The organism is Candidatus Methylomicrobium oryzae, from assembly GCF_016745425.1.
GTDB lineage: Bacteria > Pseudomonadota > Gammaproteobacteria > Methylococcales > Methylomonadaceae > Methylomicrobium > Methylomicrobium oryzae.
The window spans coordinates 1-19,766 of the sequence record NZ_JAERVK010000002.1 but is presented as its reverse complement, the minus strand read 5'-3'; the positions used below and the strand labels follow the sequence as shown (position 1 = coordinate 19,766).

Annotated in this window: 22 protein-coding genes; 17 read left to right on the top strand and 5 right to left on the bottom strand. The window is 51.2% G+C overall.

The window, feature by feature from the left end; translation table 11 throughout:
• Nucleotides 1–324: 324 nt before the first annotated feature.
• The 4 genes from gyrB to dnaA all read right to left on the bottom strand — a co-directional run bounded on the left by gyrB (nt 325) and on the right by dnaA (nt 6,379).
• Entirely contained in the window at nt 325–2,757 is a 2,433-nt protein-coding gene (gene gyrB / locus JJL52_RS02140; RefSeq protein ID WP_202050749.1) for a DNA topoisomerase (ATP-hydrolyzing) subunit B, read from the bottom strand.
• 28 nt (nt 2,758–2,785) lie between these two features.
• Nucleotides 2,786–3,874, bottom strand: a complete 1,089-nt coding sequence (recF, locus tag JJL52_RS02135; protein ID WP_202050748.1) for a DNA replication/repair protein RecF — start codon at nt 3,872–3,874, stop codon at nt 2,786–2,788.
• 10 nt (nt 3,875–3,884) lie between these two features.
• Nucleotides 3,885–4,985, bottom strand: a complete 1,101-nt coding sequence (dnaN, locus tag JJL52_RS02130; RefSeq protein WP_202050747.1) for a DNA polymerase III subunit beta — start codon at nt 4,983–4,985, stop codon at nt 3,885–3,887.
• A 77-nt stretch (nt 4,986–5,062) separates the two neighbouring features.
• A complete protein-coding gene (dnaA, locus tag JJL52_RS02125) occupies nt 5,063–6,379 on the bottom strand; it encodes a chromosomal replication initiator protein DnaA (RefSeq protein WP_202050746.1) in 1,317 nt (438 codons plus the stop codon).
• Nucleotides 6,380–6,551: 172 nt separating this feature from the next.
• Between dnaA and rpmH the strand changes: the two genes are divergently transcribed.
• From rpmH to JJL52_RS02055, 14 genes are all read left to right on the top strand, one after another.
• Nucleotides 6,552–6,686, top strand: a complete 135-nt coding sequence (gene rpmH / locus JJL52_RS02120; protein ID WP_202050744.1) for a 50S ribosomal protein L34 — start codon at nt 6,552–6,554, stop codon at nt 6,684–6,686.
• 11 nt (nt 6,687–6,697) lie between these two features.
• On the top strand, nt 6,698–7,066 hold the full coding sequence (gene rnpA, locus JJL52_RS02115) for a ribonuclease P protein component (protein WP_202050743.1): 369 nt from the start codon (nt 6,698–6,700) through the stop codon (nt 7,064–7,066).
• Complete coding sequence (gene yidD / locus JJL52_RS02110; RefSeq protein WP_202050742.1) at nt 7,048–7,284, top strand: membrane protein insertion efficiency factor YidD; 237 nt, start codon at nt 7,048–7,050, stop codon at nt 7,282–7,284. Before rnpA ends, yidD begins: the two co-directional genes overlap by 19 nt.
• Nucleotides 7,277–9,007 carry a membrane protein insertase YidC gene (gene yidC, locus JJL52_RS02105; RefSeq protein WP_202050741.1) on the top strand — a complete coding sequence of 577 codons (1,731 nt, stop codon included), beginning with the start codon at nt 7,277–7,279 and terminating at the stop codon, nt 9,005–9,007. The genes yidD and yidC overlap by 8 nt, the downstream gene beginning before the upstream one ends.
• Nucleotides 9,008–10,354 carry a tRNA uridine-5-carboxymethylaminomethyl(34) synthesis GTPase MnmE gene (gene mnmE / locus JJL52_RS02100; protein ID WP_202050740.1) on the top strand — a complete coding sequence of 449 codons (1,347 nt, stop codon included), beginning with the start codon at nt 9,008–9,010 and terminating at the stop codon, nt 10,352–10,354.
• A gap of 158 nt (nt 10,355–10,512) precedes the next feature.
• Entirely contained in the window at nt 10,513–11,658 is a 1,146-nt protein-coding gene (locus JJL52_RS02095) for a site-specific integrase (RefSeq protein WP_336885028.1), read from the top strand.
• Nucleotides 11,659–11,782: 124 nt separating this feature from the next.
• On the top strand, nt 11,783–12,124 hold the full coding sequence (locus JJL52_RS02090; protein WP_202050738.1) for a hypothetical protein: 342 nt from the start codon (nt 11,783–11,785) through the stop codon (nt 12,122–12,124).
• Nucleotides 12,084–12,509, top strand: coding sequence for a hypothetical protein (locus JJL52_RS02085; RefSeq protein WP_202050737.1), 426 nt, complete (start codon nt 12,084–12,086; stop codon nt 12,507–12,509). The genes JJL52_RS02090 and JJL52_RS02085 overlap by 41 nt, the downstream gene beginning before the upstream one ends.
• Nucleotides 12,510–12,569: 60 nt before the next feature.
• Nucleotides 12,570–12,884 (top strand): helix-turn-helix transcriptional regulator, encoded by a 315-nt coding sequence (locus tag JJL52_RS02080; protein WP_202050736.1) that lies wholly within the window; start codon nt 12,570–12,572, stop codon nt 12,882–12,884.
• 97 nt (nt 12,885–12,981) lie between these two features.
• On the top strand, nt 12,982–13,545 hold the full coding sequence (locus JJL52_RS02075; protein WP_202050735.1) for a hypothetical protein: 564 nt from the start codon (nt 12,982–12,984) through the stop codon (nt 13,543–13,545).
• Between the two features lie 139 nt (nt 13,546–13,684).
• Nucleotides 13,685–14,410, top strand: coding sequence for a hypothetical protein (locus JJL52_RS02070; protein ID WP_202050734.1), 726 nt, complete (start codon nt 13,685–13,687; stop codon nt 14,408–14,410).
• Nucleotides 14,403–15,896: a DEAD/DEAH box helicase gene (locus JJL52_RS02065; RefSeq protein ID WP_202050733.1), complete on the top strand. Its 1,494-nt coding sequence runs from the start codon at nt 14,403–14,405 to the stop codon at nt 15,894–15,896. The genes JJL52_RS02070 and JJL52_RS02065 overlap by 8 nt, the downstream gene beginning before the upstream one ends.
• Nucleotides 15,893–16,888: a DUF7146 domain-containing protein gene (locus JJL52_RS02060; protein ID WP_202050732.1), complete on the top strand. Its 996-nt coding sequence runs from the start codon at nt 15,893–15,895 to the stop codon at nt 16,886–16,888. Before JJL52_RS02065 ends, JJL52_RS02060 begins: the two co-directional genes overlap by 4 nt.
• Before the next feature lie 12 nt (nt 16,889–16,900).
• Nucleotides 16,901–17,191, top strand: a complete 291-nt coding sequence (locus tag JJL52_RS02055) for a hypothetical protein (protein ID WP_202050731.1) — start codon at nt 16,901–16,903, stop codon at nt 17,189–17,191.
• Nucleotides 17,192–17,767: 576 nt separating this feature from the next.
• Here JJL52_RS02055 and JJL52_RS21700 read toward each other — a convergent pair.
• Nucleotides 17,768–17,941: a hypothetical protein gene (locus tag JJL52_RS21700; RefSeq protein WP_202050730.1), complete on the bottom strand. Its 174-nt coding sequence runs from the start codon at nt 17,939–17,941 to the stop codon at nt 17,768–17,770.
• On the opposite strand from JJL52_RS21700, the gene JJL52_RS21695 reads away from it, so the two are divergent.
• From JJL52_RS21695 to JJL52_RS02035, 3 genes are all read left to right on the top strand, one after another.
• Nucleotides 17,940–18,116, top strand: a complete 177-nt coding sequence (locus JJL52_RS21695; RefSeq protein WP_202050729.1) for a J domain-containing protein — start codon at nt 17,940–17,942, stop codon at nt 18,114–18,116. The genes JJL52_RS21700 and JJL52_RS21695 overlap by 2 nt on opposite strands.
• 264 nt (nt 18,117–18,380) lie before the next feature.
• Nucleotides 18,381–18,626 (top strand): GNAT family N-acetyltransferase, encoded by a 246-nt coding sequence (locus JJL52_RS02040; RefSeq protein ID WP_202050728.1) that lies wholly within the window; start codon nt 18,381–18,383, stop codon nt 18,624–18,626.
• Nucleotides 18,627–19,152: 526 nt separating this feature from the next.
• Entirely contained in the window at nt 19,153–19,692 is a 540-nt protein-coding gene (locus JJL52_RS02035; protein WP_202050727.1) for a hypothetical protein, read from the top strand.
• Nucleotides 19,693–19,766: the final 74 nt, after the last annotated feature.

The window sequence follows — 19,766 nt, the reverse complement described above, 5'->3', positions numbered from 1 at the left end:
ATCATTTATAAAGTGTACCTCATCGGAGCACGGGACAAGATTTAGAGGTGGTGTTGCCGTAGGGGCGGTCAATTAATTGAGGGCTTGTGCAAGATGTTTATTTTTATTTTTATGTTTCTAAATGTAACCTCGCGCCAGCCAATCAGGTGGACCTTTATAAGGTCCACCTAATCTCGATAATACCAAAAATATCTAGATATCTGCGGGACGGTATAGGGGGTAAGGCAGGGGATGGAAGCTATATTTTTTCACTATCTGTGTCATTTTTTTTCATTAATTTGGCAAATTTTTCATTATCTGTGTCATACGACATAACAATAGCTCTTAAACATCCAAATTCGCCACATCCAGCGCATTCTTCACAATAAAATCCCGGCGCGGTTCGACCACATCCCCCATCAGTGTGGTAAATATTTCGTCGGACGCAATCGCATCTTCGATCTTGACTTGCAGCAGGCGGCGGTTGTTGGCGTCGAGCGTGGTTTCCCAAAGTTGTTCCGGGTTCATTTCGCCTAGACCTTTGTAACGCTGGATGTGCTGCCCTTTTTTGATTTCCCGCATCATCCAGTCGAACGCCTCCTTGAAGTTCGCGACCGGCTGCTGTTTCTCGCCGATCTGCATATAGGACGTAGCACCGAACATGCCGGTGGTTAATTCCGAATAGTGCGCGATTTTTTGGTAATCCTTACCGTTGAAAAAGCTGGCCGGCACGACGAATTGTTTGTTGTTGCCGTGCTGGCGCTTGTCGACTGTAATCGTGAAATCCTGTTCGTGCCGGTAATTCAATTCGAGTGTATAGAGGGTTTTATCGTCCGAGGCGGAAAGTTTGCCTCGTACTTTCGCCAGCCAGGAGTTTAAAGCCTCTTTGTCCTTGAGCAGCCGCTCGTCGGCCACTTCCACCAGCATCAGCTGTTCCAGAAAACCGCTGTCGTAGCGTCTGGCGAGGCGGTCGATTGTGCGCGTGACTTCGGTGAATTCGCGTGCCAGTTTTTCGAGGCCCTGGCCTTGAATCGGCGGGGCGCCTTCGCTGGTGAACAGCTGGGCCTTGTCGAGCGCCTGCTGGATCAGGTATTCGTTCAGCGCCGCGTCGTCCTTCACATAATGTTCCTGCTTGCCTTTTTTGACTTTATACAGCGGCGGCTGGGCGATATAGATATAGCCCTTTTCGATGATTTCAGGTAATTGCCGGTAGAAGAAGGTCAGCAGCAGGGTACGGATGTGCGAGCCGTCCACGTCCGCGTCGGTCATGATGATGATCCGGTGGTAGCGCAGCTTGTCCAGATTGTATTCTTCCTTGCCGATGCCGCAGCCGAGCGCAGTGATCAGGGTGCCGACTTCTTCCGATGAAATCATCTTGTCGAAGCGAGCCTTTTCCACGTTTAAAATCTTGCCTTTCAGCGGCAGGATCGCCTGGGTGCGCCGGTCGCGGCCCTGTTTGGCGGACCCGCCCGCGGAATCTCCTTCCACGAGGAATAATTCAGAGAGGGCAGGGTCTTTTTCCTGGCAGTCGGCCAGTTTGCCGGGGAGTCCTGCAATGTCGAGCGTAGTTTTGCGTCGGGTCATTTCGCGAGCCTTTCGGGCTGCTTCGCGCGCGCGCGCCGCGTCGACGATCTTCATCGCGATCGTTTTCGCGATTTGCGGGTTTTCGAGCAGGAATTCCTGCAATTTCTCGTTCATTGCCGATTCTACGATCGGTTTAACCTCGGACGAGACCAGTTTGTCTTTCGTTTGCGACGAGAATTTCGGGTCCGGCACTTTGACAGATAATACTGCCGTCAGGCCTTCGCGCGCGTCGTCGCCGGTGGTTGCGACTTTTTCCTTTTTCGCGAGTCCACTCGTTTCGATGTATTGGTTAATCGTGCGGGTCAGGGCGCTGCGGAAGCCGGCCAGATGGCTGCCGCCGTCGCGCTGCGGGATATTGTTTGTGTAGCAGAATACGTTTTCCTGGTACGAATCGTTCCACTGCATCGCAATCTCGACTGTCATGCCGTCCTTTTCGGTCAGGAAATGGAAGACTTCCGGAAATAGCGGGGTTTTATTCTTGTTCAGATGCTCGACAAAGGCTGAAATGCCTCCTTCAAATTCGAAGACGTCCTGCTTATCGGTGCGTTCGTCTTCCAGAATGATCCGTACGCCGGAATTCAGGAACGACAGTTCGCGCAGGCGTTTGGCGAGGATGTCGTAATGGAATTCGATATCGGAAAAGGTCTGCGCGCTCGGCTTGAACTTGATCATGGTGCCGGAGCCTTCGGCAGGGCCGACCGCTTCGAGCGGCGCGACCGGTTCGCCCATCACGTATTTCTGTTTGTGCAGTTTTCCATTCTTGCGGATTTCGAGGTAGAGTTCCTCCGACAGTGCATTCACGACCGATACGCCGACACCGTGCAAGCCGCCCGAAACTTTGTAAGCGTTGTCGTCGAATTTGCCGCCTGCGTGCAATACAGTCATGATCACTTCGGCGGCCGAGCGTCCTTCTTCTTCATGAATGTCGACCGGGATGCCACGGCCGTCGTCTTTGACTGAGACGAATCCGTTGTTGTGAATGATTACCTGTACCTCCTTACAATAGCCGGCCAGTGCTTCGTCGATCGAATTGTCGACGACTTCGAAAACCATATGATGCAAGCCCGTGCCATCGTCAGTGTCACCGATGTACATGCCGGGGCGTTTCCTGACCGCATCGAGCCCCTTCAATACTTGAATACTGGAACTGTCGTATTGATCCTTGATGGTTGACTGATCGTTTTCTTGACTCATTTATGTACCTGCTGTTTTTGCTTTTGTTTCACGTGGAACAATCCACAGGATTGATATGGCCATGTTCCACATGGAACATTTTGTAATTATGAATATTGGATAAATCGCCAAAATCGGCGGGCGAGGTGGCGGTTATGAAAACTTGGGAATGCATGGCGTCCAAATAGCGCAGCACCTTCTCGCGATTTGCAATGTCGAGCTCGGCAGCGAAATCGTCGAAGAGAATGCAAGCGGTATCTTCTTCATGTAAATTCAATAGCTGAACTTGGGCGAGCTTCAGGCTGATCACCAATAACTTTAACTGGCCGCGAGAGACGATGTCTCTGGCGGGCAGGCGATCAAAGGTAACCAATAAGTCGGCACGGTGCGGACCGCATTGCGTGAAGCCGTAACGCAGATCTTTCTCAGTGTCGTCATCCAAGGCTTGCAACAAGGATTCGGCCGTATCCCATCCGGGCGACAAAGACATGGCTATTGTCGGCAGTTCCAGCATGTAACCGGCGATGTCCTGGAAAACGGGGATAAACGCCTCCAGATAGCGGCGCCGGCAATTAGTGACTATTGTACCGTAATCCGATAACTCCTGGTTCCATACTTGCAGGTATTCCGGCTGGCGGTTTTTCAGCAAAGCATTCCGTTGTGCAAGAGCTTTTTTATAGTTGCGCCAGGCCGGTAAAAAAGCCGGATCGTGATGAAAAACGCCCCAATCGAGAAATTCGCGGCGCTCCTGCGGTCCGCTGTCCAGCAGCTCGTAACTTTTCGGATAGATCAACTGTAACGGCAGGGCATAGGCAAGGCTCGACCGGTTCGGCATCGTGTGTTGGTTGATCCGGATTTCGCAAGACTTGGCGTCAAGCCTGAGGCCGAGGTGCTGGTGCGCGCCGCCGGGAAACACGGTTTGCCCGGTCACCAAGAGGTGATCGTGCGAAAAACGGATGACGGGTTTAATCGAGGAGGAGCGGAATGATCTGGCGCGGCCGAGCAGAAAAATGGCTTCCAGCAAGGCGCTTTTGCCGGAGGCATTCGCGCCATAGATGAAATTGAGCGTCGGAGCGGGGTAGAGCGTGGCTTGTTGGATATTTCTGACCGAAGTAATATCCAGTCTTGAGACAGTCATCAGGTCCGTATCATAAGCGCATCGGCATCACGATGAATTTGTAAACCTGCTGGCCGGGTTCATTGATGAAACAGCTGCTCAGATTCGAAGCGATGGTCAATTCCGCGGTGTCCCCGTCGAGATTTGAAACCGCATCGAGCATGTATTGTGCATTGAACGAGATGCTGAACTCGCCCTTGCCGTAATCGAGCGTTAGTTCTTCTTCGGCTTCTTCGTGTTCGGGATTGTGAGCATTGATTCGCAAAAGGTCCGCAGCAAAATGAAAGGTTACGCCGCGGAATTTTTCGTTTGCAAGAATTGCGACTCGGGTTAAGGCTTCGCGGAGCAGTGGTTTCGGGATTGCAATTGGGTCGAGGAAGCTTTGCTGGAAAACTTTGCTGAAATCGGGGTACTTGGAATCGACCAGCTTCGCCGAGAATACCGCGTTGTGGACTTCGATACGAATGTGGTTGCTCGAAAAGCTGACCTGCAAGAGCTCATCGCCGTCATCGAGCAGCCGCGACAATTCTTGGACGCCTTTTCGTGGCACGATGATTCGTGCTTCGAGGCCGGTCGGCGTTTCCAGTTCGTCTTCGTAGATCGCCAGGCGGTGGCCGTCCGAAGCGACCAGTTTCAGCGCATTGTTCGAGATATGCAGCAGCAGGCCGTTCAGATAATAGCGTACGTCCTGATTGGCCATACAGAACAGCGTCTTGTCGAGTGCTTTTTTCAGCTTGCCCGAACTGATCGTGAAACAGTTCTCCATCTGCGATTCGGCAAATTCGGGATAGTTTTCCGCCGGCAGGCAGGACAGCGAAAAACGGCTGCGCGGCGTTGCCAGTTTGACCATGTCGCCTTGCTGTTCGATCCGAATTTCAGTATTGGGCGGCAATAGCCGGCAAATGTCGAGAAATTTGCGGGCGGGCAGGGTAGTTGTGCCAGGCTGGGCGCCGTTCACGGACAGGCGGGAAACGATCTGGATCTCAAGGTCGGTGCCGGTCATTGTCAGAGTGTCCGCCTCGATCACCATCAGTATGTTCGAAAGAATCTGCATCGTTTGCTTCTTTTCGATCACGCTGACGATTTGCTGCAAAGGGGGCAGGAGGGTGTCTCGATTGATGCTGAATTTCATAGGCGAGCGTGGGTTTGTTCAATAAAAAGCAAAGTTAAAAATCCGTAAGAGGATAGAACTAGCGCTGGCTGTCCGGATCAATGCGACAGGGAGCGCAACAGATTCGCGTAATCCTCGGCGACCTTCACGTCCGATTCTTTCAATTCGCTGATCCTTTTGCAGGCATTGATCACGGTGGTATGGTCGCGGCCGCCGAAAGCGTCGCCGATTTCGGGCAGGCTGTGCGAGGTTAGCTCGCGCGCAAGGCTCATTGCAATTTGCCGAGGCCGGGTAATCGACTGGCGCCGGTTTTTAGAGGACAAATCGGCAATCCGAATCTTGTAATACTCGGCGACCGTTTTCTGGATATTGTCGATATTGACCAGTTTATCCTGCAGCGAGATCAGGTCGTGCAGCGCTTCCTTGGTAAATTCGACGGTGATTTTCTGGCCGGTGAACTGCGCGTTCGCGATCACCCGCCGCAGCGCGCCTTCCAGGTCACGCACATTGGACGGAATTCGTTTCGCGATGAAGAACGCGACTTCCTGCGGCAGTTCGACATGGGCCATATCGGCTTTTTTCATCAGAATGGCGGCCCGTGTTTCCATGTCGGGCGGTTCGATCGAAACCGGCAGCCCCCAGCCGAAACGCGATTTCAGGCGGTCTTCGAGGCCGTCGATTTCCTTCGGGTATTTGTCGCAGGTCAATACGACCTGGTGCTTCTTTTCGAGCAGCGTATTAAAAGTATGAAAAAATTCTTCCTGCGAACGCTCCTTGCCGGCAAAGAACTGAATGTCGTCGATCAGCAGCACGTCGAGTCCGCGGTAATATTCCTTGAAGCTATTGATCTGGTTTTGCTGCAGCGCCTTGACCATATCCTGCACGAATTTTTCCGAATGCAGATACACGATAGACGCAGACGGATTCTTTTGCAGCACCGCATTGCCGATCGCATGCATCAAATGCGTCTTGCCCAAACCGGAACTGCCGTAGATCAACAGCGGATTGTAGGCTTTGCCGATATTCTCGGCGACCTGGGTCGAGGCGGCGCGCGCCAGCTGGTTCGATTTGCCTTCGACGAAATTGTCGAAAGTAAATGCCTTGTTCAGAAAGTTGGGCTGCTGTTTTTTGGTTTCGGCCTGCTGGGCGACTTTGAGGGCGGCCGGCGCTTCCGGTTTTTTCGAACCGATTTCGAGATCGAGTATCAATGCGCCGTCTGCAAACTGATGGATCGTTTCTTCGATTTTTGCGAAATGATGTTCCTTTACCCAATCCAGCACGAAGCGGTTCGGCGCTAACAGCCGGATACGACCTTCGGTTTCTACGGCTTGTAACGGGCGAATCCAGGTGCTGAAATCGGAGCTGGATATTTCGTTTTCAAGCTTGGCGAGGCAATTACTCCAAATCGAACTCATGAGGGTAATCTTGATAAAATTAAGGTAGTGAAACAATCAAAATGGCAATCTGTCATTTTGTTTGCACAATAAAAACAAAGCGTAGCGGAATTGACAGGATAGCCGGAATATTCTATCATCCTAAGGCTTTTTTATCTGTATTTCTTAAAATTATTTCGATCGGGCTACATTCATGAAAAGAACATACCAACCCAGCAAATTGAAACGCGTCAGAACCCACGGTTTTCGCGCCAGAATGGCGACCGTCGGCGGCCGCAAAGTATTGAGTGCGCGCAGAGCGAAAGGCCGCGCCAAACTGACAGTATAGTCGGCAAACGGGTGACTGAGAACAGTTTAAGTTTTCCTTCAGCGTTGCGTCTGAACAAGCCGGACGATTACAAAAAAGTTTTTGCCAAACCGGTAAAATCCGGCGATCAATATTTTACCTTATTGGCCATCAGGAATGATCTCGATCATCCGAGGCTGGGTTTGGCAATCGCCAAAAAGCAAATCAAAAAGGCGGTGCACCGGAACGTGATCAAACGGGCTGTCAGGGAAAATTTCAGAATACGGCAGCATAGTTTGGGCAATATGGATATCGTGGTTCTGGCGCGCAGGGAAGCTATCGACGCGCCCCGGGAAACGTTAAGTCGTTCCCTGGAAAAGCATTGGTTAAGGCTGGTATCCCGATGCGCTTTGTGCTCATAGCGGTTATCAAGTTTTATAAATATTTCATAAGTCCCTTGCTTGGAAACCACTGCCGGTTTTATCCAAGCTGTTCTACTTATGCCATCGAAGCGCTTCGGCTCCACGGTTTCATGGCTGGCTCCTACCTCACCCTGCGCAGACTATTGAAATGCCACCCTTTCCACGAAGGCGGGATCGATCCCGTTCCGGAAAAACTCGGTAATTATAAGAATGGATAATATAAGATTTCTTCTCATCTTCAGCTTTGGCCTGCTGCTTTTCATGCTGTATCAGCAATGGCAAATCGATTACGGTCCGAAACCGCCCGCGCCGGCAGCAGTAGAGAGTGTCGCGACAAATATCAAAGAAGACCTGCCTGCCGCGAACGGCGAGGCGCCGCCGGCGGACGCGCCCGCTACGGCACAGGCTAACGTCGCCGCTGCGGCTGCGCCGGCCTCCAAAACCGTCAAAATCAAAACCGATGTGCTGGCGCTTGAAATCGACCTCGCGGGCGGCACGATCCAGAATTTGGACCTGCTTGCTTATCCGGTCGAACAAAACAACACTTACGTCGATACTCTGCGCCGTCTGGTCGGCATGGAGCCAGAGCAAGCCAACCGCACGCCGGTTCGCCTTTTCAATGCCGCCACGGACAAATACTTCATTGCGCAAAGCGGTTTGATCTCAAGCCAAGGTTCCGTCTCGGCGCCTACGCATCATACCGTCTTCAGCAGCACCCAGGATAGTTATACGCTGCCGGAAGGGCAAAACAGTCTGACGGTGCCGTTGACCTGGACGGACGCCAGTGGGCTGAAGGTGACCAAGGAATTCACGTTTACCCGCGGCAGTTACGAGATCAAGCTCGGACAAAAGATCGACAACGCCTCCGCAACGCCCTGGAGCGGCAGACAGTACAGCCAACTGCTCAGAACGCCGCTGAAAGAAAACAACGGCAGTGCGCTGGCCGGCGGCATGCGCGCCTATAACGGCGGCGTGATCTACACCGAAAAAGGAAAATATCAGAAGATCGATTTCGACGATATGCAGGAGGAGGTGCTCAATACCAGTACGAAAGGGGGCTGGACCGCTTTCATTCAGCACTATTTCGCCTCCGCCTGGATTCCTCCGGTCGATCAGGAAAATCATCTTTACACCAAATGGCTGCAGGAAGACGACCGTTACGTGATCGGTTCGTATTCGCCGGTGGTCACCGTACCGGCGAACGGTTCGGCAACCCTGACTTCGAGCCTGTTTGCAGGGCCGAAGATTCAGCCGATGATGGAAAAGGTTGCCAAAGGACTGGAACTGACCGTCGATTACAGCGTACTGACTTTTATCGGCAAGCCGATTTATGCCTTGTTGAACTGGATTCACAGCTTCACTCACAACTGGGGCCTTGCAATCATCGGCGTGACCCTCTGTATCAAACTGCTGATGTTTCCGCTCACCCAGGCCAGTTTCCGCTCGATGGCCAAATTGCGCAAGGTGCAGCCGCGCCTGAAAGAATTGCAGGAGCGTTTCGCGGACGACCGAATGCGGCTGAATCAGGAGATGATGGCGCTCTACAAGAAGGAGCAGGTGAACCCGCTCGGCGGCTGCTTGCCGCTCTTGCTGCAGATTCCGGTATTCATGTGCCTGTACTGGGTGCTCGGCGAGACGGTCGAATTCCGCCAGGCGCCGTTCATGCTTTGGCTGCAGGATCTGTCGGTGCAGGATCCTTTCTACATCCTGCCTTTGATTATGGGCGTTACGATGAAGATCCAGCAGGGCCTGAACCCGGCGCCGGTCGATCCAGTGCAGGCGAAGGTCATTAAGATGTTCCCGATCATCTTCACGATCTTCTTCTTGTTCTTCCCATCCGGCCTGGTGCTGTACTGGGTGGTCAACAACACCTTGTCGATCTTCCAGCAGATGTACATCACCAAGCAGATCGAAAAAGCCGGACTTGCTACCGCCACCTAAGTGCTGATCGAGTTCAAAGATACCATTGCGGCCATCGCGACACCGCCGGGCAACGGCGGTGTCGGTATCGTCAGAATTTCCGGCAGTCTTGTCCCTCGGATTGCCGAACAACTTCTCACTAAACCCCTGGCGCCGAGACTGGCGCAATACACGCCTTTCCTCGATGTCGACCATAGCGTGATCGATACCGGCATTGCCTTGTATTTTCCGGGACCTGCCTCTTATACCGGCGAAGATGTGCTCGAGCTGCAAGGACACGGCGGCGCAATCGTACTCGACATGGTGCTGCGCCGTGTGCTGTCGGTTGGCGCGAGACTCGCTAACCCAGGCGAATTCACCGAACGCGCGTTTTTGAACGGCAAGCTCGATTTGGCGCAGGCCGAAGCCGTCGCCGACTTGATCGAAAGCAGTACCGAGCAATCGGCGCGCTCCGCGCAGATGTCGATGCAAGGCGTTTTTTCCCAGTTGATTAACGAGCTGGTCGAAGAACTGACCCACCTCCGGACCTACGTCGAAGCTGCAATCGATTTCGTCGAGGAGGAAATCGACTTTCTCAGCGACGGGGTCGTCGAAAACCGTATCGTCGCATTGCTTATCCGGATTGAACAAATTCGCCAAACCGCCAAACAGGGCCGCCTGCTCCGCGACGGAATGACCGTCGTGCTGGCCGGCAAACCGAATGCCGGCAAATCGAGCCTGATGAATGCCTTGGCCGGGCATGAGGCTGCGATTGTGACCGACATTGCCGGCACGACACGGGATGTGTTGCGCGAAAGAATCCAGCTCGACGGCATGCCGCTGCATATTATCGACACCGCAGGACTTCGCGAGAGCGACAACGTGGTCGAACGGGAAGGGATCCGCAGGGCGCTTGAAGAAATCCGCAAGGCCGATATGATCCTGCTGTTGATCGATGCGCGCGAATCCGACGCCGAAGCGATCCGTCAAACTTTGCCGGGCAACATTCCGATCACCGAAGTTTACAACAAGATCGACCTGTTAGGCCGTGCGCCGGCAATAATCGAAACGGCAGCAGGCATGCAAATTTATCTGTCGATCAAAACCGGCGAGGGCATGGAATTCCTGACTCGTCACCTTAAGCAGAGCGTCGGCTTCAACGATAGCGCCGAACACGTCTTCATCGCCCGCCGGCGCCATCTCGAAGCGCTTGACCAAGGCCGTACCTTGATCGAAAGCGCGCTCTTCCAACTGCAAAACAACCGTGCCGGCGAACTGGTCGCCGAAGATCTTAGACAGGCGCAAAATGCGCTGGGCGAAATTACCGGACAGGTTACGTCCGATGATTTGCTCGGAAAAATTTTCTCCAGTTTTTGCATCGGAAAGTAAAGTAGTCAAACAACGGAAAACAACGTCAAAATAAAGTCAGGTTTTACAAGGATTTTGGCGTTTTTCCTTCCTCTCTGTTTTCTCTTTTTTATCCCTTTCTTCACTATTTTTTACGCCGATTTTACACTGAGGCGAAATTGAGGCGTAAATCGGCGTAAATGCCGGGGGTAAAAATGAGACTATCAATTGAAAAACGGCCGCTCAGTAATGGCAAAAAATCACTGCGGCTGACCTATTACTACGGCCATTCGACGGACGAAAACGGCAAAATCAAGCACCAGCGTAAATACGAAAATCTGGACCTATTCATTTACGATAAGCCGCGAACCGCGGAGGAAAAGGCGCATAACAAAGAAGCCATGCGCTTGGCCGAGGCGATCAAGTCGAAGCGGATCGTTGAGGCGCAGTCTGGTAAGCACGGGTTTGATGACAACACTAAAGTTAAGGCCAGCTTCGTGAAGTTTTTTAAATCGGTGATGGAAGAAAAGCAACGGACGACGGCGCAATCCAACGGGGCGGTTTGGGATGGATGTTTTAAGCAGTTTTTGAAATATCACCCGGAACAGGATCTGACCTTTGAAAATCTGACGCCGGAATTCATCGATGGCTTCAAGGAGTTTTTGCAGACCAAGGCGCTTACGAAAAGCAATCAGCCGCTCAGCAAAAACACCGCGAGCACGTATTTTAACAAGGTGAGGGCGGTCATTAACCTCGCCAATGACAAAGGCATCATCAACAAGAATCTACTGCAACAGGTTTCGGGGATCAAGGCCGAAAATAATAAACGCGAATACCTGGACATCGAAGAGCTTAAGCGCCTGGCAAAGACCGATTGCCGCTATCCTGACCTGAAAAACGCCTTTTTGTTTAGCTGCCTGACCGGGTTGCGGTGGAGCGACTGCAACAAGTTGACATGGGCCGATGTGCAAGAGTTCGATGGCGGCCACCGGATTATATTTAACCCGCAGAAAACCGGCTGCCTGCAGTACCTGGATATTTCGGCGCAGGCCTACGGTCTGTTGGGCGAAAGGAAAGAAGGGCGAGTATTTACCCGCTTGAAATATTCAGCCTATCACAATACAGAATTGTTGCGCTGGTGCATGGCGGCCGGCATCACCAAGCATATTACCTTCCATTCGGCTCGCCACACCTTCGCGGTCACACAGCTTACAGTGGGAACAGACATCTACACGGTTTCGAAATTGTTGGGCCATTCTGAGTTAAAAACGACCCAGATATACGCCGATATCATCGACCAGCAGCGTAAGCTTGCAATGCACCGGATACCCGATATTGGGCTGTGATCGGCGGTTTTATGGCAACAATTAAAGTATCGACATCTTTAGCACTATCAGCACTGGCGCAGATTTCAGCGGTATTGCTTCGGCACTGGGCCTTGAAAGTGTCGAAAGGATAAATCACATCAAGATGAAAAAAATATCTTATCCGGGAGTGCCTGAGGCTGTTGTAAAGCACTACCATAGTCTATTGGCTGGGTATCAATACGAGAGAAACGGAGTTCTCTTTACTGAAAAGCACTGGTCAGAAAAAGATGAAGCAGTGATGCTCAGGTTACTGTTAAATCAGGCTGATGTGTGGCAAGAAATAACATCGATCTTGCCGGAATCTAACGACCAGATAAAGCTTTTTGATGCCTCATGGATGGCCGCGATTGATTATGATGAATATCGGTTTAAGACGAAAGGAAGAGGCGTACGGCGTAAAAATGATGCTAAAAAAACTTGTTTCGGACATCCAGAAGCGGGCTGAACAACTATCGTTTTTATTAAATGAACTGTCGGAATTAGGCTATCGATCGGTAAGGTATCCAGATTACAACCTGAAGAAACCAAGTTTGATGATCGAGATTGAAGAACTGATCGAAAGAACGAAAGCATTTGATTTGGATCATGTTCATGATGAAGAGTTTGTGAATTACGGGATTAGTAGCCAAGAACGGAATAGTAAATATGAATATTTGCGAGGATTGGTAAGGTTGATGCACGATGCTGACTTAGCGCTTGATGAGCCGAAAAAATGGACGGGAGTAATACTGGCAATAGCAAACGCGGTACTGAATACCGACGATGGAGGCATTAGTTATAATGATGCCTATCAAGTCTTGTTAGATTTCAGAAAAAAATCGAATTTGTAACAAATACAGAAATATTAGCTATAAATAGACTGGCTTCATTTTTAAGCAAGAGTGAAGTCGATGAAAATAAACCAAGTAACCACATTAAACGATGTAATCCAACAGCTTTATATTCTCACCCAAGCTGTTTTAAGTAACAAAAACACCCTTACATTGGATGAATGCGCCGCTTATACCGGCCTGAGTCTATCCCATCTGTACAAACTCACCTCATCAGGAGAGATCCCGCACTACAAGCCACGCGGAAAAATGCTGTATTTTGACCGCGCAGAGATCGACACCTGGCTGCGCCAGAATCGCGTCAGCACCCGCGCCGAGATCGAGCAGCAGGCTGCTGATCATATGGCTTTCGGAAGCGTAAACGCAAAGCAATAAAAAACCCCGACCACTACTTATGACCGGGGTTCGTGTGATTCTTTCTTAATTTGGCGATTGGATTTTATCACGCATCACCCGGCTAGGGATAGCTATCATGCAAAACACATCTATCAAAGGCACTTGCGCCAACACCAAAGTTGGCAGCATTGCCGTGAAAGGCGGAATAAAACCTGTCTTTATCATTGAGCTGATTACCGACTCCGGTGAACTGCTCGTCAAGTTCTTCAATGTTCAAAGAACCAAGAAAGGCAACTATGCAGTGGGCCGGAACAGCGACTTTGCTCGCCTGTACCGTATCACCACTGGAAGTAACCCTGCTGGCCGATTTAGCCGAGCAGACAGATTACTCGGTCACTTCAAGGGGTATGAGTTTTCGGTCGAATATATCGAAGCGCTCGATAAGCTTAACAACATTTACCAAAAAGTCACGGCTATTAAGCCGCTCAATCCTATCGTGTCTGAGGGTTGGACGGTAACTGGACACATCATAAAGAACGTTAGCCAAAAAGGCAAAAATTTGGCAACAAATTGTCAACGCGATGGCAATTTTTTGGCAAAAACTTGGCAAAAGTTTGGCAATTGCGATCAACATCAAGCCCAGATAGATCAAGGGCTGGAGCAGGAATTCGATCCCACACAACATCCAACATACCTATAGATATACCCTTATTAAACAATAAAGGATTATTGACCCGCCCGCCGCCGGAGATCGATCTGGCAACTATCGAAATCGATCAGCAATTAATTTTTTAGGGGCGGCGACCATGGAAAATCAAATTACCCTGACAAAACAGCAATTGATCAACGATCTCGATAAGGCCCAACAAGGCTTTATCGAATCAGCACAAACCACGATGGAATACGCCTTTCAGATGGGCGAAACCCTGAACAAACTCAAAAAAATCACGCCACACGGCCAATTCGAGAGTTTGCTCAAAAACGAAACGCGTTTCGTTTTTGGCGTTCGGTATGCGCAAATGCTAATGAAGATTGCGGCCAATAAACCCTTGGTTTTGGAGAGCAGCAAAGGCGAGGCATTTAGCGTCCGAGAAATGTACCGGCTTATTTCGAATGCCAAAAAACCACAGGAGGTCCCAGTCAGTGACCATCCTTTCTTTGGAAAGGCAGGTAAGGAAGAGATTATCGAAGGTGAATTCACCGAAATCAAGCCCGAGCCCACGCCGCCCGCACCACCTCCGCCACCACCCGAGCCGGAACAATCGAGCAATAATGAGGCGTATGGCGGTGAAGATCGTGTGCAGGATTGCATCAACGATTTGATCGAAGAGAACAAGCGTCTTGCCGCGGATTACGCATACATGCGGGAGATATTTGAGGACGACAATCAAACCGCCAGAGCGGTCCGCGAGATTGAAAAATTACAAAAGTTGAATCGCTTGTTGGAAGGCCGCATCAACGCCTTGACCAACGAAAACGCCGAACTCGTCAAGCAAGTCAATTGGCTGGGGCGTAAGAACAAGGCGATGCAGAAGCAACTGAAGGGAGCGGACGCCCATGAGTAAGTTGAACCTGAGGCCGTATCAGCAAGGTTGTATTGAGGCCATTCGTAAAAGCTTTGCCGCCGGCCATCACCGAGTGATGGTTTATGGGCCGACGGGTTGCGGTAAAACAGAGATTGCGGCAGCAGTACTTGAATTGACTGCGAATAAAGGGCACCGCGCCGCAATGATCCTCGATCGGCGTGTTTTATGCGACCAGACCAGCAGACGTCTCGATAAGTACGAAATCGATCATGGTGTATTGATGGCCGGACACTGGCGTTACCTCACATATAAGTCGATTCAAATATGTAGCGCACAGACCCTGGAAAAGCGAGGGTCATTTCCAAATTTAAAACTCATGATTGTGGACGAAGTCCACAATACTCGGTATTCCACTGTCGAATTTATAAAAAATCATCAGGTAAAGGTTATCGGATTCAGCGCAAGTCCGTTTACCAAGGGTCTTGGATCGGTCTATACAGATGTTGTCTGCGGATCAACTACCGCGCAACTGGTTGAAATGGGCAATCTTACTCCGTTGCGCGTATTCATTGCGAAAGAGATTGACATGACCGGCGCCAAAAAGGTTGGCGGTGAGTGGAGTTCGGCCGAAGCGGGTGAGCGCGGCATACAGATCACCGGTGACATTGTCAGTGAATGGATCAAAAAAACTTTCGAGATATTTGGAGGGCCGCGCAAAACCATCGTCTTCTGTGCTGGCGTTGCCCATGGGCAAGACCTCTCGAAGAAATTTAAGGAGGCGGGGTTTAACTTTGTTTCGGTCAGCTATAAGGATGACGAAGACGCTAAACAGGAAGTTTTCAAAGAATTCTCGCGGACCGACAGCCACATCCACGGACTGATTGCCACCGACATTTTAACGAAGGGCTTTGATCAGCCCGATGTGATGATTGGCATCTCGGCGCGCCCATTTACCAAGTCGTTTTCTTCTCATGTGCAACAGCTCGGGAGAATAATGCGATCGTTTCCGGGTAAGGATGCAGGCATATGGCTGGACCACAGCGGCAATTATTTAAGGTTTCAGGATCAATGGGAAGACCTTTACCATAATGGTGTTCATTCGCTTGACGATGGCGCAGAGAAACCAAAGCGCGAACCCACCAAAGAGGAAAAAGAAGCGGCTAAATGCCCTAAGTGCGGCGAATTATGGCAAACCAAAAGTGATATTTGCCAGCATTGCGGTCATATCCGAGTCAGGCGCAACGCGGTCGTTACCGTAGCAGGTTCCATGGAGGAAATTAAGCTTGGCAAAAAAACATTTGCCGGTAACGACCGCGACCTGTGGAATCAGATTTGCACTCTGAACAAAATTGAAGGCAAGAAGCCTGGCGCTGCGTATTATTTTTTCAAGGACTCGACCGGGCGCGAGCCACCGTGTAGTTATGAGAATGCCAAAACGGTGCCTATCAGCCCAGAAGTTCGAGGCGAAATGATGCGACGGAAGATTGCCTATCTTAACGCCGTGAAAAAAGGGAAGGTAGCATGAGCGCAATCTCCCAACACGCACTCGGTAAATGGCCAAGCATCTTAACGATGCTTGGCGTTGACCAAGAATTCTTAAAAAACAAACACGGTCCTTGCCCCATCTGCGGAGGTAAAGACCGGTTTAGATTCGACGATAAAGGCGGCAAGGGCTCCTATTACTGCTCGGGCTGCGGCGCCGGGGACGGCTTTGATTTGCTGCAGAAGCTCAACGGGTGGACTTTTGCCGAGGCGGCCAAACGCGTGGAAGAGATTATCGGGCATTGTCGAGCAACTCCGACGGCGCAGGATGATACCAGCAAAAACGAAGCAAGGCTGAAGCGCATCCATGCCGGTTTGAGACGGATTTCTCATGATGACCCGGTAGGCCAGTATTTGCTCAACCGCGGCATTACCATCTTGCCCAAACAGGACGTGTATTTTCATTCTGGCGTGGACTACTTCGCTCGAAATGATAACGGCAAGCCGGTTAAAGTCGGCACATTCCCGGCCATGGTGGCAATCTTTAGAAATCTTGCTGGCGCAACCTGCACTTTTCACATCACTTACCTTACACCAGACGGGCAAAAAATTGCCGGTCATCCAGCCAAGAAAATCCTGCCGGCGATTCAACCCCTGCTGGGCGGCGCAATCCGGTTAGGGGGTATTGCTCCACAAATCGGCATTGCCGAGGGCATCGAATCGACGCTGGCTGCAATGCAAGACTATCAAATTCCGTGCTGGGCTGCCGGTAATGCAAATCTGCTTGAACAAGTGCTGGTTCTCGAACCGGTGAAATCAGTCGTGATTTTTGCGGACGAAGATACAAGCTTTACCGGGCAAAAAGCCGCCTACACGCTGGCCAATCGGTTAAAGGTTCAGTTTAAAAAAGAGGTTTCGGTGGCCCGTATCATTGGCAGCAAGGAAGGACCGGTTAAATTCGACGTTGGACTCGATATTGATTATGCCGATCGGTTAATGCCCCGCGCTGTTCAAACGCTTTCTCCAAACTCCTAATCCAAAATTATTATGAGAAAATCAGAGTGGGGCTACCCCAACGGAACCAAGCTCAAAGTTATAAAGTTACCTAATCCAATCGTTGAAGCCGTCCAGGAGGCCAAGTCCCGCCTGTCGGGCGAGCAGTTGATTAAGTTACTTAATTGCGAAAATTCCTCGACTGCGGGCGCCGGCAATAAGTTACCTAATGCTACGCCGGATTCATGGCAAACGATACCGCTCTCCGATATGTTGGCGCTATCCGAGTGCCTGCGTTACCAATTCGATCCCAACAGCGATGTCAGCGATCGAGACCTTTTTTAACCCTTCCAGTTTAAGACGTTGAAAGCCTTCCGGAAAGCCCTGACCCAAGATGTGGCAACCGGGGAATACAGCCTGAAGGATGAGTATATTGAAGCGATGTGCCAAGTGTACGGCCGATACCTGCCATTGGTGCAGCCGATGATTGCGGCCCTCGACAAAGTCGATCCGGTTTACCAGTCGAACTCCTTTATGGGCTTTGATCCCACCCTGGATTTAGTCAAGTATGCCTTGATTTTCGATGACGTGAATGCGCAGCCGGCGACGCTGGACGAAGTTTTAAATTTCCTGTTCGAGTTGGACAGCCTCCCTCGTTCCCTGGAAGAATTTAGACGCGAGGCCATCTACTATTGCCGGCCGGATGTGATTGCGGCGATCGGCCTCAACAACGCCTGTTACCAGACAGACCGGTATCAGTGGCTGCTCCAAAAGCGTAGGGAATCATTAGGTAACCTAAATCCTGAGTTTGTCGCCTGGGCGGAAAATCTGGCATATGCCGCTCAAATTCATCCCCTCATGCCGAAGATGTTCAGCAAGGATGAATTTAAAATCATCCAGCAATGTATGAATGAAATTCAGTTAGGCGGTTTTACCCGGGCTTTCGGAGGCGGTGATCTTCAAGACAGAAAAGAGCGTGAAGCCGGCGATCAATTCCGGGAATGGTTCAATATGTTTTTCGAACCCGATTTTATCCCCATCATGGTCGAGATCCTGGGTGTTGATCCGGACCAGCTCTTGAATCTTGGGAATCATGGGCGAGGAGGGAGCCTGCCATGCCATTTTGGGCGTCAGCCCCCATGCCAGCAAGAGGGAGATCAATCAAGCCTACCGCAAGCTGGCCGCCAAGCACCATCCGGACAAAGGCGGGGATACGGCCTTTATGCAGAAAATCAATAAAGCCCGGGATGAAGCGGTTATGAACTTGTAAACCAGCTCATCGTCTCGAGGGGATCCATTGGAATAAAAAGGTAACCTAAACGATAGGGACGCTTGAAAAGCGGCTGACGTAATGGCTACGGCTACCGTCCATAGCCCGCGCTCGGCCTCCGTGCCGAGCGTTCTGGCAGGGGGTAGGTTATCCCCGCCAGATAGCGCGATGAGCGGCTAAACCCCGGGAGCGAGGTGGAATACAGTTTGCCTTATCCTCGAGTTACTTTCTGTTCGGTATCGCACACTGCTTCTGCGCCGTAAAATGCACCGGCTGGCCGTCGATAGCCGATTCAGACATTACGGCATTGGCACCACCCTGGTGGATTATGCGATTGCGCTCATCCAGGACAAGATTGCCGCCAATGTCGGCTGTCGTTTTGTGGTGACCGATGCCAAGATTGAAGCGGTCTCGTTTTACGAGAAGCAGGGATTTATTCTGCTCGATTCCGAAGGCAACCAACACGCCGAGCAGCGTCTGATGTTTTTGGATTTGGTAAGCCTGCAATGAAGCGCTTGAACTTTTTTCCTTGAAAGCCGGGGCTGTCCGGCTTTTTGTGCCCGCCAGAAAGCCCCCTTTCGATCATCCTTCAATAGCAGGAATTCCTGCTTTTCCACTACTCCACGGTTACGGTGGTGGTCGTTTCGTTTGAAGGGGGTGGCGTTTCACCACCCCCTTACAATGCTGATTGTACTCAATCGCAATTTTAGCTCCTTCGTAAGCTATTGATTCTGTTGTTCGATGATTTTATCGAATAATAAAATCAATGACTTGCAATTCTACCCGTTGCCCCTGTGTGCGTAGATGGTGGTCAGGACCCAAACCGACGATTTATAGGTTTGACCTGAATAACCTCAGCCTTTCACGCGTCACAAGACCCGTCCCGGCGCGGGTTTCGGCCCGCTGGCCCGTTTCACCCCCAAAAAACCACTGTAAACGCGCAAAAGTCGCCCTTTCAGAATCGGAAAACGGCGCTAAAAGCCCGGAAAACGCGGGTTAGGCTATGGCTTCCTCATTTTTTTGGAGGCCATAGGCCATGAAAATTACCAAAACTCACTATGCCAATGCGCACAAATCCCTGAATCTGATCGATGCGGCCCTGGTCGCGCTGGCGCCCTTGACTCTGGACGTGCTCAACGGCGATGAAGTATTGAGACGCCAGCTGGACGAACTTTGCGCCGGCCTCGAAGGCGCGAAACTGGACCACCGGGAAATCATTCAAGCCGGCGAAGCAGCCAAGAACAGCGTGGATCCGATGTTGATCGGCCGCTGCATTGAGCGGATCGGCAAACTGCAAGGCCAGATTAAATGGAAGAACGGCGAACTGGCGCGGATGAACAATGCGTACGAGAATCGTCTGAAAGAGGCCTTGACGGCCCGTGTGCCGGTTGAAAAGTTCCGGCCCCTGGACGTGCCCCCCACTCCGGAGGATGAAGTGCGTATCGCTCGGGAACGCGTTTTGATGGAGTTGGAAATTGAGCGCATTCACGCGTTTTTGGGTACTGTGCCGCTGTGCGATTTCAGTCTGCTGGTGGGTACGCAACTTGAACAATTTATCCCCGGAGAAACAATTTAATTGGGGCGGGCGGCGATGGTCGATAAGGACGAAATCGCGGTTATCCAGCTTGTCGGCGGTCGGCTGACCGAAGC

Coding starts and splice junctions, on each gene's coding strand:
- gyrB (WP_202050749.1), bottom strand. CDS start 2,757: ATGAGTCAAGAAAACGATCAGTCAACCATCAAGGATCAATACGACAGT.
- recF (WP_202050748.1), bottom strand. CDS start 3,874: ATGACTGTCTCAAGACTGGATATTACTTCGGTCAGAAATATCCAACAA.
- dnaN (WP_202050747.1), bottom strand. CDS start 4,985: ATGAAATTCAGCATCAATCGAGACACCCTCCTGCCCCCTTTGCAGCAA.
- dnaA (WP_202050746.1), bottom strand. CDS start 6,379: ATGAGTTCGATTTGGAGTAATTGCCTCGCCAAGCTTGAAAACGAAATA.
- rpmH (WP_202050744.1), top strand. CDS start 6,552: ATGAAAAGAACATACCAACCCAGCAAATTGAAACGCGTCAGAACCCAC.
- yidD (WP_202050742.1), top strand. CDS start 7,048: ATGCGCTTTGTGCTCATAGCGGTTATCAAGTTTTATAAATATTTCATA.
- yidC (WP_202050741.1), top strand. CDS start 7,277: ATGGATAATATAAGATTTCTTCTCATCTTCAGCTTTGGCCTGCTGCTT.
- JJL52_RS02095 (WP_336885028.1), top strand. CDS start 10,513: ATGCCGGGGGTAAAAATGAGACTATCAATTGAAAAACGGCCGCTCAGT.
- JJL52_RS02090 (WP_202050738.1), top strand. CDS start 11,783: ATGAAAAAAATATCTTATCCGGGAGTGCCTGAGGCTGTTGTAAAGCAC.
- JJL52_RS02085 (WP_202050737.1), top strand. CDS start 12,084: ATGCTAAAAAAACTTGTTTCGGACATCCAGAAGCGGGCTGAACAACTA.
- JJL52_RS02080 (WP_202050736.1), top strand. CDS start 12,570: ATGAAAATAAACCAAGTAACCACATTAAACGATGTAATCCAACAGCTT.
- JJL52_RS02075 (WP_202050735.1), top strand. CDS start 12,982: ATGCAAAACACATCTATCAAAGGCACTTGCGCCAACACCAAAGTTGGC.
- JJL52_RS02065 (WP_202050733.1), top strand. CDS start 14,403: ATGAGTAAGTTGAACCTGAGGCCGTATCAGCAAGGTTGTATTGAGGCC.
- JJL52_RS02060 (WP_202050732.1), top strand. CDS start 15,893: ATGAGCGCAATCTCCCAACACGCACTCGGTAAATGGCCAAGCATCTTA.
- JJL52_RS02055 (WP_202050731.1), top strand. CDS start 16,901: ATGAGAAAATCAGAGTGGGGCTACCCCAACGGAACCAAGCTCAAAGTT.
- JJL52_RS21695 (WP_202050729.1), top strand. CDS start 17,940: ATGGGCGAGGAGGGAGCCTGCCATGCCATTTTGGGCGTCAGCCCCCAT.
- JJL52_RS21700 (WP_202050730.1), bottom strand. CDS start 17,941: ATGATTCCCAAGATTCAAGAGCTGGTCCGGATCAACACCCAGGATCTC.
- JJL52_RS02040 (WP_202050728.1), top strand. CDS start 18,381: ATGCACCGGCTGGCCGTCGATAGCCGATTCAGACATTACGGCATTGGC.
- JJL52_RS02035 (WP_202050727.1), top strand. CDS start 19,153: ATGAAAATTACCAAAACTCACTATGCCAATGCGCACAAATCCCTGAAT.